This is a genomic window from Lacticaseibacillus rhamnosus (assembly GCF_900636965.1).
GTDB classification, from domain to species: domain Bacteria; phylum Bacillota; class Bacilli; order Lactobacillales; family Lactobacillaceae; genus Lacticaseibacillus; species Lacticaseibacillus rhamnosus.
Genome location: NZ_LR134331.1, coordinates 1,892,117 through 1,905,084, shown reverse-complemented (window position 1 = coordinate 1,905,084; position 12,968 = coordinate 1,892,117). Strand labels below are relative to the sequence as shown.

General features: G+C 47.5%; 4 protein-coding genes, 3 tRNA genes and 3 rRNA genes. 9 read left to right on the top strand and 1 reads right to left on the bottom strand.

Annotated elements, in window-relative coordinates:
- Nucleotides 1-382: 382 nt before the first annotated feature.
- The gene (locus EL173_RS09675) at nucleotides 383-1,846 is read left to right on the top strand and encodes an amino acid permease (protein WP_014571418.1); all 1,464 of its coding nucleotides are present in this window, start codon (nucleotides 383-385) and stop codon (nucleotides 1,844-1,846) included.
- 128 nt (nucleotides 1,847-1,974) lie between these two features.
- Here the strand turns inward: EL173_RS09675 and EL173_RS09670 are convergent, their stop codons facing one another.
- Nucleotides 1,975-3,501, bottom strand: a complete 1,527-nt coding sequence (locus EL173_RS09670) for a helix-turn-helix domain-containing protein (RefSeq protein WP_005693027.1) — start codon at nucleotides 3,499-3,501, stop codon at nucleotides 1,975-1,977.
- A gap of 378 nt (nucleotides 3,502-3,879) precedes the next feature.
- Here EL173_RS09670 and EL173_RS09665 point away from each other — a divergent pair, with 378 nt between their 5' ends.
- The 8 genes from EL173_RS09665 to EL173_RS09625 all read left to right on the top strand — a co-directional run bounded on the left by EL173_RS09665 (nucleotide 3,880) and on the right by EL173_RS09625 (nucleotide 12,881).
- Nucleotides 3,880-5,457 carry a helix-turn-helix domain-containing protein gene (locus EL173_RS09665; RefSeq protein WP_014571417.1) on the top strand — a complete coding sequence of 526 codons (1,578 nt, stop codon included), beginning with the start codon at nucleotides 3,880-3,882 and terminating at the stop codon, nucleotides 5,455-5,457.
- Between the two features lie 442 nt (nucleotides 5,458-5,899).
- Nucleotides 5,900-7,183 (top strand): serine--tRNA ligase, encoded by a 1,284-nt coding sequence (gene serS / locus EL173_RS09655; protein WP_005693031.1) that lies wholly within the window; start codon nucleotides 5,900-5,902, stop codon nucleotides 7,181-7,183.
- A gap of 384 nt (nucleotides 7,184-7,567) precedes the next feature.
- Nucleotides 7,568-9,137, top strand: a 16S ribosomal RNA gene (locus EL173_RS09650).
- An 89-nt stretch (nucleotides 9,138-9,226) separates the two neighbouring features.
- A tRNA-Ile gene (locus EL173_RS09645) sits at nucleotides 9,227-9,300 on the top strand.
- A 34-nt stretch (nucleotides 9,301-9,334) separates the two neighbouring features.
- Nucleotides 9,335-9,407: transfer RNA gene (locus EL173_RS09640), tRNA-Ala, on the top strand.
- A 163-nt stretch (nucleotides 9,408-9,570) separates the two neighbouring features.
- Nucleotides 9,571-12,488, top strand: a 23S ribosomal RNA gene (locus EL173_RS09635).
- Between the two features lie 196 nt (nucleotides 12,489-12,684).
- Nucleotides 12,685-12,801: ribosomal RNA gene (gene rrf, locus EL173_RS09630) — 5S ribosomal RNA — on the top strand.
- Together the 16S, 23S and 5S rRNA genes with 3 tRNA genes alongside form the textbook arrangement of a ribosomal RNA operon.
- 7 nt (nucleotides 12,802-12,808) lie before the next feature.
- Nucleotides 12,809-12,881 (top strand) — tRNA-Asn (locus EL173_RS09625).
- Nucleotides 12,882-12,968 lie beyond the last annotated feature (87 nt).

The following is a 12,968-nucleotide window of genomic DNA, read 5'->3' as shown; positions in this document are numbered from 1 at the left end:
GGGTTAGTCACAACAGACCGACTCATTGGCTTTTTTTGTGTGAGCGTGAGCCAGCGCGGTTAGGGATCGGAGTGTAAGCGGCCTCGGGCGTGATGGCCCGCCCTTGGCCATCGCGTTCGAGGTCCTTACACTCCGATCCCTGCGCTGGCGAACGCGTTATAGAAAGCAGAATAAAATTAACGGATTGCCCAAAGAATAATGCTTCTGCCCTTGTTGCAGTTTTTCGTCCATAAACACCAGTCTTTGGCCAACGCATCGTTACATTTAACCCGCCACTGGCTGTCAACAACCAGCCAATCACGAAAATCTCACCCCAGATATCGACAGTAAAATCTGGCATTGTTTAGCAAAAATCAATTCACGTTAACAAAGGAGTTCATCTGTGGCACAATCAGCATCCAATCAAGTAAAACGAGAGCTCAAGACACGGCATCTATCCATGATTGCTCTTGGCGGTAGTATCGGAACCGGTCTTTTTGTTGCAAGTGGCAGCGCCATTGCCACTGCCGGACCGGGTGGAGCCATTGCAGCCTATATCGGAATCGGACTCATGGTTTTCTTTCTTATGACTAGTTTAGGTGAAATGGCCACGTATGTACCGGTTTCCGGTTCTTTTTCCGAGTATGCGAGTCGGTTTGTCGATCCGGCGTTCGGATTTGCTTTAGGGTGGAACTATTGGTTTAACTGGGCCATTACCGTTGCGGTTGATGTTTCGACGACTGCCATTGTTATGCATTTTTGGCTGCCAAAAGTACCTGGCTGGCTGTTTTCGCTGGGATTTTTGGCACTGATTTTCCTGATTAACATTATTTCGGTCAAGTCATTTGGTGAAACTGAATATTGGTTGTCGTTGATTAAGGTTGTAACGGTGTTTGTCTTTTTAATTGTCGGGTTACTGACGATTATGGGGATCATGGGTGGGCATGGTCCCATTGGGTTTAAAAATTACACAACTGGTGCGGCGCCGTTTGTGGGTGGTATCCCCGCAACTTTGGCTGTTTTTGTTGTTGCGGGTTTTTCTTTTCAGGGAACCGAGTTGATCGGGATTACGGCCGGCGAAAGCGAAACGCCTGAAACAAGTATTCCTAAGGCGATTAAGCAGGTTTTCTGGCGTATTTTGCTGTTTTATATCCTGTCGATTGCCGTGATTGCCGCGATTATTCCGTACACTAGCCCGAATCTGTTGGGGGCCAGCGTGGATCAGGTGGCGATTTCGCCGTTTACGTTAGTGTTTGATCGCATTGGGCTTGCAGGCGCAGCAAGTGTCATGAATGCCGTGATTTTGACCTCGGTTTTGTCATCGGCTAACTCAGGGATGTATGCATCGACGCGAATGTTGTGGGCGATGGGCGGCTCCGGCTTTGCACCACGGATTTTTCAAAAGACGAACAGCCGCGGCATCCCGCTTGCTGCGTTGTTGCTGACAACCTTAGTCGGCGCATTAACTTTCTTGACCAGTATTATGGGACCACACGTTTACCAGCTGCTTGTAGCGGCTTCAGGGTTAACCGGGTTCCTGGCCTGGCTCGGGATCGCGGTTTCGCATTTTCGGTTTCGGCGGGCTTTCGTGAAACAGGGACATGATGTTCACGAACTCAAATATCATGCCAAGTGGTTCCCGGTTGGCCCGATCCTGGCGATTATCATGAGTCTGATCGTCATCGTGGGCCAGGATTTGCAGGCAGTCCAGCACTTTGCTTGGGGGCGGTTAATGGTTTCGTACATGTCAATTCCGCTTTTTATTGTGTTATTTGTCTGGTATAAAGTGAAGCATAAAACCAAACTGATCCCGCTTGAAAAAGTCGACCTAGCCCCGCATCGCGAACATGAACCTAATCCTAAATAACAAGCTTACAAATGAAAAACGACTTGAAGGATGAATGTCATCTTTCAGGTCGTTTTTTATTACGCACCCTTATTGGTCACAAAAGGATGCTAATTTGAAATTGTCACTGGTTATCATGCGGTGACGATTTATAACCGTTCATCGTTGTCAGCCGATAAGGAAGCATCGGTTTTCTTAAGATATAAATGCCGAATCTGCAAGTAGAGCTGGAAAATAGCATTGTCACTATCTTCAGTCATCCAACTAATGATTTCACCGCGAAAATCGGCCGGAACAGCTGCCTTAATAGCCGGTTCATTGTCCACACTGGTGATGACAAGATCAGCTTTTTCAAATGCTGCATCTTCTGGAAGTAAATCAACAACCGGTAAATCAGTCAAAAGATTGACCATGCGCCGGTTCAACAAGTCGTGATCCAGGTAAGCCAATTTAACCTGTACAGTTGGCGTTTCAACAAAGTAGCGTAAATAAGGCGTTAATAGGAAATAAAGTGTGTGCAGGAATTGATGGTCGGTTCCCAAAAAATACTGATATTCAGGAGTTTTCGGCAAGGATGCCACGAATTTTTCCAGGACCCGGAATAGATTCGTCTTCGTGTAATTCAATCCGCGCGGCTGATAGAAGTCAACCAAATGCATGAAGTCCCCACCGAGCATCTCATTATTCAAAGCGATACGTGCGAGGTTGAGGATGAGCCCATGTTCATTGTTGAGATCAAAAGCGGTTTGATGCCGGACATGCTGATTTAAGAAAGCCAATAAGCGTTTCACAAAATCTGCCGTGACAGTTGGTCGCTGCAATAAATATTGGATGAAGTTTTGATCGTCCGGAATACTTGGCAAGAAGGTGATGGTCCGATGTTGCTGAAAATAAAAAAAGTCATTTTCACCCTTCATGTAGCGCTGGTTGAAACCAGGGAACATCTCACGTGTATAAACATCGTGTTGAAAAGGCGGATAGTCGTTAAAGATCCGATCAAATGCCTCATTACCGGTGACAAAATGATTACCGCTGATACGGACGCGGCAGATAGCCCAAAAAAGGATTTCTTCAAGAATATCAACCGGATTCGTTTTGGCGTTCGGCAGGGCCATGTATTCCTGCACAATCTGATGTTCATCCAGAACCTTAAACGGCCAATCGACGCCATGATAGCCAAGCCAATAAAAGTCAAACAGGAAAAGCCGGATGCGGCTCTCCTGGCCAATAAAGCCTAAATCGCTAAAAGAAAGTTTTAGTTGAAATCGTTTGAGTAATTTGCGTAAGGCAGCGGTTTTACGGACCAAAGTCGAGCGACTGATAAAATGGGCTTGGCAAAACTTTTCGGTTGATGGGTGATTGGCTTGCACGATATAGTCCACAAACTGAAAAGCGATAGCATGTTTCAGCAGGTAAAGATGATAATCGTCGACAGTGACATCAATTTCCATTAAAAGATTAATTTGACGGCGCTTTAACTTTTCCGGATGGACCGTTAAACCAGCCATATCCCGAAACAGTTCCTGTAAAATGTTATAGCCTTGCTGATATGAAAGGTCTAGGTGGCGACTGAGGGTATTGATGGTATAGGTCTGGACGGTGCTGTCCTTGATAGCCGAAAACATTTGAAACTTCTGCAAGTCAGCGCGGTCAAGAAAAGTTTGCTCATAAAGCATCGCGTACCCTCCAATCTGTAGCAATTAAAACCCCTTCACCTCTAATTATACCAAAGAATGACAAAAGCGATGCGACTCTCGTGAATGATTGAGCTTTCGTAACCTTAAGTAAGTGAATCAAATGACCGGCAGATTCACAAGTTGGTATAGCAATAAGCCAGACAGGGGTAAGAAGCTGATTATGCGTCTTCAGTGAAGTATAATCGAGATATCTAGAAATTCCTATTAAATTTACGCCTGATTCAGACTTACAGGCGTAGTATCACGCGTGCTGGTCTAAGAAGACGAGGACTCATGGGCTGCTACTTCAAGTCTTTATACCACGCGTTTCCAAATGAATGGATTACCCAACACAGAAGTCTACGCGAAGGAGATTTTATGAAAGACAATCATGACATTTTCTTATCAATGTCCGATGCTGAAAAGCTGAGTTTGTTTCGGACCATTATTGACGTCAGAGAAGCCCAGACACCGGTTAAAAAGCGGGTGAAAGCGTATCGGGATCACCGGCTATTGGTTAGTGAAGTTAACCTTAAACAAGTTGCGGCAATTACCAATCGTAATTATGGCAGCGTCTATAACACGTATAATGGCCTGATGCATTCGCTGGAAGCAATGATTGGCCGCGAACATGCGTCGGTCAAAACATTGCTGGGAATACCGGTTGATGAGTTTCGCTATTATTTGGTTAAACAGTCAAATCCGTATCATTTTTTGGATGCGGTTTTGTATCAGCGATATGAAGACTTTGATGACTTTTTAAGAGCCTGTGACAGTTCTAAAGCGACCGTGTTAAGACATTTGAAAGTCATTCGCGGTTACGCCCGGCAAAGTGGCGTCCAATTTTCTTACGAGACACTTTCCTTCGTGGGAGCCGAATTGAATGTCAGATTGTTCATCACCATTGCTTACTGGTTGGCAACGAACGGTGTCGCTTGGCCATTTGAAAACTTATCCCATGACCGTGCAGGCGAAATTTTAGATGATTTGTTGGTTGTGTTTGACAGTGGCAAGGTCAACAAGATTACGCGAGAATTGTTGATGTATTATATTGCGGTGGCTCACCAGCGTATTTTAAGCGGCCATGTTTTGTCACATGAAGCCGGTTCAAAAGTTTTGCAATATCCTGTCCCGAATCTCTTTAGTGATGCTGCTTTGAGCCTGCTGGATAAGTCGAAGCGGTTGCAGCACCTGACAACGCAGCAGCAACAAAGTGAAAGTGATGCCTTGTATTTCCTTTTTAATTTTGCCCCGCTGTATATTATTACGGATGGTCAGGTAGAACAACGAATCATTGCCCGCTACAATGACTATAATCCGGAAATCTATCAACTTATTAACGGTTTCTTTACGCGTTTTCCGTATAACTTTAAGCTTGATATCCATTTGCCGGATGATACTTATAATTTGTTATTTGCCAATATGCTAAGCGTGACCGTCAGCGTGTTAGCGTTCAACAAAGACTTCACGACCAGCTTGTTGGCGGAGTTTAGTGCCAATATGCAGCAAACCAAAGATGACCCGGACTTTTATCAGCAGGTTAAAGTAACCCTCAATGAGGTGATTGATAGTCAGCAGCTGACATCATTTGTTGGCTGCCGCGATGTTTTGGCAGAAGCGTTTTATCGCAATCTGCATCAACTACTGGTTCAATTTCAGCCCCAACAAAAAGTATTGGTTGCGCCGGTCATTGAACAAACGGTGACGGGATACATTGATTTATTGGCTTTTTTACATGCTGTGCCGTTTGTTGAGTTGGCTTCACCGGATGCCGACCTTAAAGATGTTGACCTGATTATTACGACTTCGGTTGGTGCCATTAAGGATGCAGCAGGACAAACCCAGATCTTCCCATGGCACATCAATGTCACGAACGATCATTATGGGCATCTTTATAGCCTTTTGCGGGAACTATGGGACGGGAAAACCCTCAAAGATGCGCGATTTATCTATTGAAAATGACGCATCGTTTTGCTAATTCTTTTAATGAAAACTGCTCTCGATGCTTGTCTAAACACGAAAGATGCGGTAATCTAACAACGTATAGTAAACACGTCTGAAGCGCCTAATGGATGTTTTAGAGAGTTAGCGGGTGGTGCAAGCTGACATATCATCCTCATTCCAGCGCCTTAGTGGGCAGTGATGAACTGCACGGTGACAACCGTTATCAGCCTCAAGAGGGTGGCGTTATGCGCCAAACTTGGGTGGTACCGCGGAAAAAGCCTTTCGTCCCATTAGAGATGAAGGGCTTTTTGTGTGCACTGAGCACTCAGACGGGTTTTCGATTAGAAATAAGTATAGCAGTCCAAAGTTGGCCAAAGAGGCGCACCCTAGCGATGGCAAGCACTGGGAAAGTCGGCCTTTTGTGAACTGCCTGATACTTTTGAAGGAGGATAATATGTTAGATCTCAAGTTGATTCGGCAAAAGCCGGAGTGGGCAAAAAAGAAGTTGGCTGCTCGCGCGATCAAGGGTGAGGAAATCGATGAATTAATCGCCCTTGATGAGAAACGACGTAAGGTAACAGTTCAAACCGAGGAGTTAAAGGCAAAGCGTAATGAAGTTTCCGGCCAGATCGCGGTGATGAAACGGAACAAAGAAAACGCTGACGAGCAAATCGCGGCTATGCGTGAAGTTGGTCAAAAAATCAGCCAGTTAGATAAAGAATTAGCAGAACTGAATGAAAAAGTCACCTATATTCTGGTTCGGTTACCTAACTTTCCGGCTGATGATGTCCCGATGTCACTAAATGAAGACGACTCGCGTGAAGAATATAAATGGGGCAACATTCCTCATTTCGATTTTCAACCGAAACATCACTGGGATATCGGCGAGAAACTAGGTATTTTGGACTTTGAACGGGCGGCCAAAGTATCAGGTAGCCGCTTTGTCTACTATAAAGGTGCAGGTGCGCGACTAGAGCGAGCCGTTTATAACTTCTTCTTGGATGAACACCAAAAAGAAGGCTATGAAGAAATTATTCCACCATATTTGGTTAACAACGATTCAATGTTTGGCACGGGTCAATTTCCTAAGTTTACTGATGCAACGTACACCATCACAAACGATGGGGAGCCATTAACCATGATTCCAACCGCAGAAGTGCCGCTGGTCAATTATTATCGCGGGGATATTATGGATGCTGCCAAATTGCCGGTTAACTTCACCGCACTGACACCAGCCTTTCGTTCCGAAGCAGGAAGCGCAGGCCGGGATACTCGTGGATTAATCCGGATGCATCAATTTAACAAGGTCGAAATGGTCAAGTTTTGCAAACCCGAAGATTCCTGGAAAGAATTAAAAAACTTGATTCACGATGCAGAGGACCTGTTACGCAAGTTGGGCCTTCCGTATCACGTCATCACCTTAGCCAGCAACGATGCCAGCTTTACGAGTGCTAAAACAAACGATCTTGAAGTGTGGTTCCCGGCACAGGATCGCTATCGTGAAATTTCGAGTTGCAGTAATTGCACGGATTTCCAGGCACGTCGAGCACAAATCCGTTATCGCGATGATGATGGCAAGCTGCAATTTGTTCATACACTCAACGGCTCAGGCCTTGCAGTGGGACGGACCGTCGCTGCCATTCTTGAAAATTATCAGCAAGCCGATGGAACGGTTAAGATTCCTGACGTTCTGGTTCCCTACATGCACGGCCAAACTGCAATCAAGCAGGAAGATTAATAGCAAAAAGTGCATCTTTATGCAGCGAATTGTTAATAATTCGCTGCATTTTTCTTTGAACGTTCGGCTTAGAAATTCTTATTAAAACCTCATTTAAAAAGTGTTGACGCGGCTTGGCAAAGTTGCTATCATATTCTTCGTTGTCAAATTGTTAATTGCTTATCGCATTCATCAACTGCATGTTTATTCAAAAAAGATGTTGACATGCATTGGTGATCATGATAATCTATAAAAGTTGTTTTTTGACAAGGTAGTCCTTTGAAAACTGAACAAAGTTTCGTTTAAATGTGCAGGGTCCTTGATACTTCGGTATCGAGGCAAAAAGTAACATTTGCGAAGTCAATTCGCTAGAACAACAAATCGAGCTATTCGAACAGCTCATATTTATATGAGAGTTTGATCCTGGCTCAGGATGAACGCTGGCGGCGTGCCTAATACATGCAAGTCGAACGAGTTCTGATTATTGAAAGGTGCTTGCATCTTGATTTAATTTTGAACGAGTGGCGGACGGGTGAGTAACACGTGGGTAACCTGCCCTTAAGTGGGGGATAACATTTGGAAACAGATGCTAATACCGCATAAATCCAAGAACCGCATGGTTCTTGGCTGAAAGATGGCGTAAGCTATCGCTTTTGGATGGACCCGCGGCGTATTAGCTAGTTGGTGAGGTAACGGCTCACCAAGGCAATGATACGTAGCCGAACTGAGAGGTTGATCGGCCACATTGGGACTGAGACACGGCCCAAACTCCTACGGGAGGCAGCAGTAGGGAATCTTCCACAATGGACGCAAGTCTGATGGAGCAACGCCGCGTGAGTGAAGAAGGCTTTCGGGTCGTAAAACTCTGTTGTTGGAGAAGAATGGTCGGCAGAGTAACTGTTGTCGGCGTGACGGTATCCAACCAGAAAGCCACGGCTAACTACGTGCCAGCAGCCGCGGTAATACGTAGGTGGCAAGCGTTATCCGGATTTATTGGGCGTAAAGCGAGCGCAGGCGGTTTTTTAAGTCTGATGTGAAAGCCCTCGGCTTAACCGAGGAAGTGCATCGGAAACTGGGAAACTTGAGTACAGAAGAGGACAGTGGAACTCCATGTGTAGCGGTGAAATGCGTAGATATATGGAAGAACACCAGTGGCGAAGGCGGCTGTCTGGTCTGTAACTGACGCTGAGGCTCGAAAGCATGGGTAGCGAACAGGATTAGATACCCTGGTAGTCCATGCCGTAAACGATGAATGCTAGGTGTTGGAGGGTTTCCGCCCTTCAGTGCCGCAGCTAACGCATTAAGCATTCCGCCTGGGGAGTACGACCGCAAGGTTGAAACTCAAAGGAATTGACGGGGGCCCGCACAAGCGGTGGAGCATGTGGTTTAATTCGAAGCAACGCGAAGAACCTTACCAGGTCTTGACATCTTTTGATCACCTGAGAGATCAGGTTTCCCCTTCGGGGGCAAAATGACAGGTGGTGCATGGTTGTCGTCAGCTCGTGTCGTGAGATGTTGGGTTAAGTCCCGCAACGAGCGCAACCCTTATGACTAGTTGCCAGCATTTAGTTGGGCACTCTAGTAAGACTGCCGGTGACAAACCGGAGGAAGGTGGGGATGACGTCAAATCATCATGCCCCTTATGACCTGGGCTACACATGTGCTACAATGGATGGTACAACGAGTTGCGAGACCGCGAGGTCAAGCTAATCTCTTAAAGCCATTCTCAGTTCGGACTGTAGGCTGCAACTCGCCTACACGAAGTCGGAATCGCTAGTAATCGCGGATCAGCACGCCGCGGTGAATACGTTCCCGGGCCTTGTACACACCGCCCGTCACACCATGAGAGTTTGTAACACCCGAAGCCGGTGGCGTAACCCTTTTAGGGAGCGAGCCGTCTAAGGTGGGACAAATGATTAGGGTGAAGTCGTAACAAGGTAGCCGTAGGAGAACCTGCGGCTGGATCACCTCCTTTCTAAGGAAACAGACTGAAAGTCTGACGGAAACCTGCACACACGAAACTTTGTTTAGTTTTGAGGGGATTACCCTTTCTACACGCCTATCGGGCCTATAGCTCAGTTGGTTAGAGCGCACGCTTGATAAGCGTGAGGTCGATGGTTCAAGTCCATCTAGGCCCATCAAGCGTTCGCTTGTTAATTGAACAACCCTTATGGGGGATTAGCTCAGCTGGGAGAGCGCCTGCTTTGCAAGCAGGAGGTCATCGGTTCGATCCCGTTATCCTCCATTGGCCGTCAGGCCGATCGTTGACGTTAGTTGGCGATTCTTTGTTCTTTGAAAACTGGATATCATTGTTGTAAATGTTTTAAATTGCCGAGAACACAGCGTATTTGTATGAGTTTCTAATAATAGAAATTCGCATCGCATAACCGCTGACGTAAGTCAGTACAGGTTAAGTTACAAAGGGCGCACGGTGGATGCCTTGGCACTAGGAGCCGATGAAGGACGGAACTAATACCGATATGCTTCGGGGAGCTATAAGTAAGCTTTGATCCGGAGATTTCCGAATGGGGGAACCCAGTACACATCAGTGTATTGCCTGCAAGTGAATACATAGCTTGTTGGCGGCAGACGCGGGGAACTGAAACATCTCAGTACCCGCAGGAAGAGAAAGAAAACTCGATTCCCATAGTAGCGGCGAGCGAAGTGGGAAGAGCCCAAACCGAGAAGCTTGCTTCTCGGGGTTGTAGGACTGGACATTGGAGTTACCAAAGTTCGACGTAGTCGAAGTCAGCTGGAAAGCTGCGCCATAGAAGGTGAAAGCCCTGTAAACGAAACGGCGGACTCTCCGTCCAGGATCCTGAGTACGGCGGAACACGTGAAATTCCGTCGGAATCCGGGAGGACCATCTCCCAAGGCTAAATACTCCCTAGTGACCGATAGTGAACCAGTACCGTGAGGGAAAGGTGAAAAGCACCCCGGAAGGGGAGTGAAACAGTTCCTGAAACCGTGTGCCTACAATTAGTCAAAGCCCGTTAACGGGTAATGGCGTGCCTTTTGTAGAATGAACCGGCGAGTTACGTTTGCCTGCGAGGTTAAGATGAAAAGTCGGAGCCGGAGCGAAAGCGAGTCTGAACAGGGCGCTTCAGTAGGTAGATGTAGACCCGAAACCAAGTGACCTACCCATGACCAGGTTGAAGGTGTGGTGAAACACACTGGAGGACCGAACCCATGTATGTTGAAAAATGCTGGGATGAGTTGTGGGTAGCGGTGAAATTCCAAACGAACTTGGAGATAGCTGGTTCTCTCCGAAATAGCTTTAGGGTTAGCCTCGGAGGATGGATCATGGAGGTAGAGCACTGTTTGAACTAGGGGCCCGTCAAGGGTTACTGAATTCAGATAAACTCCGAATACCATTGATCTTACTCCGGGAGTCAGACAATGAGCGATAAGGTCCATTGTCGAAAGGGGAACAGCCCAGATCACCAGTTAAGGTCCCTAAATTTATGCTAAGTGGAAAAGGATGTGGCGTTGCACAGACAACTAGGATGTTGGCTCAGAAGCAGCCACCATTTAAAGAGTGCGTAATAGCTCACTAGTCGAGTGGCACTGCGCCGAAAATATACCGGGGCTAAGCATAATACCGAAACTGTGGGTGCACCCGTCAGGGTGCGCGGTAGGAGAGCGTTCTAAGGGCGTTGAAGGTCGATCGTGAGGACGGCTGGAGCGCTTAGAAGTGAGAATGCCGGCATGAGTAGCGAAAGATCAGTGAGAATCTGATCCACCGTATGACTAAGGTTTCCTGGGGAAGGCTCGTCCTCCCAGGGTTAGTCGGGATCTAAGGCGAGGCCGCAAGGCGTAGTCGATGACAAGCAGGTTGAGATTCCTGCACTAGTTTATTTTGTTTAAGCGATGGAGGGACGCAGGAGGCTAAGGAAAGCGCACGGCTGGAAAAGTGCGTCCAAGCAGTAAGTCCGGTAGCGAGTGAAATGCTTGCCGCCTTAAGGACAAGCTGTGATGGGGAGCGAAATTAAAGTAGCGAAGTTCCTGATGTCACACTGCCAAGAAAAGCTTCTAGTGAGAAATAAACTACCCGTACCGCAAACCGACACAGGTAGTCGAGGAGAGTATCCTCAGGTGAGCGAGCGAACTCTCGTTAAGGAACTCGGCAAAATGACCCCGTAACTTCGGAAGAAGGGGTGCTGACCGCAAGGTCAGCCGCAGTGAATAGGCCCAAACAACTGTTTATCAAAAACACAGGTCTCTGCTAAATCGTAAGATGATGTATAGGGGCTGACGCCTGCCCGGTGCTGGAAGGTTAAGAGGATGAGTTAGCGCAAGCGAAGCCCAGAATTGAAGCCCCAGTAAACGGCGGCCGTAACTATAACGGTCCTAAGGTAGCGAAATTCCTTGTCGGGTAAGTTCCGACCCGCACGAAAGGCGTAATGATTTGGGCACTGTCTCAACGAGAGACTCGGTGAAATTATAGTACCCGTGAAGATGCGGGTTACCCGCGACAGGACGGAAAGACCCCATGGAGCTTTACTGTAGCTTGATATTGAGTGTTGGTACCGCTTGTACAGGATAGGTAGGAGCCGTAGAGATCGGAACGCTAGTTTCGATGGAGGCATTGGTGGGATACTACCCTAGCTGTATGAACACTCTAACCCGCGCCACTAATCGTGGCGGGAGACAGTGTCAGGTAGGCAGTTTGACTGGGGCGGTCGCCTCCTAAAATGTAACGGAGGCGCCCAAAGGTTCCCTCAGAATGGTTGGAAATCATTCGCAGAGTGTAAAGGTAGAAGGGAGCTTGACTGCGAGACTGACAAGTCGAGCAGGGACGAAAGTCGGGCTTAGTGATCCGGTGGTTCCGTATGGAAGGGCCATCGCTCAACGGATAAAAGCTACCCTGGGGATAACAGGCTTATCTCCCCCAAGAGTCCACATCGACGGGGAGGTTTGGCACCTCGATGTCGGCTCATCGCATCCTGGGGCTGTAGTCGGTCCCAAGGGTTGGGCTGTTCGCCCATTAAAGCGGTACGCGAGCTGGGTTCAGAACGTCGTGAGACAGTTCGGTCCCTATCCGTCGCGGGCGCAGGAAATTTGAGAGGAGCTGTCCTTAGTACGAGAGGACCGGGATGGACGTTCCGCTGGTGTACCAGTTGTGCCGCTAGGCGCATCGCTGGGTAGCTATGAACGGAAGGGATAAACGCTGAAAGCATCTAAGTGTGAAGCCCCCCTCGAGATGAGATTTCCCATTCCTATATGGAAGTAAGACCCCTGAAAGATGATCAGGTAGATAGGCTGGAAGTGGAAGTGCAGCGATGCATGGAGCGGACCAGTACTAATCGGTCGAGGACTTAACCAAGTAAGAGCGCGAGCAGTCGCGATTAGAAACCGGAGCATAAGCGGGCCTGAGCGTGATGGCCGTTCTTTGGCCATTGCGGTCAGGGTCCTTATGCGGAGGTTTCTGCGACTGGGAGCGCGTTTCGATGAAATACGTTAAGTTCCGGCAAAAACAACAACAATGATAGCCAGTTTTGAGAGCGCAAAGTTCTCATAAGTGTGGTGGCGATAGCAAGAAGGATACACCTGTTCCCATGCCGAACACAGAAGTTAAGCTTCTTCACGCCGAGAGTAGTTGGTGGGAAACTGCCTGCGAGGGTAGGAAGCTGCCACGCTGTTTATTCCGGTTTAGCTCAGTTGGTAGAGCACCTGACTGTTAATCAGGTTGTCGTCAGTTCGAGCCTGACAACCGGAGCTCATAAAGGCATCCATCAATGAGTGGATGCCTTTTTTCTATATTATTTTCAGAAGGGTAAATGGTCTCGTAACTTTGGCTTGTATT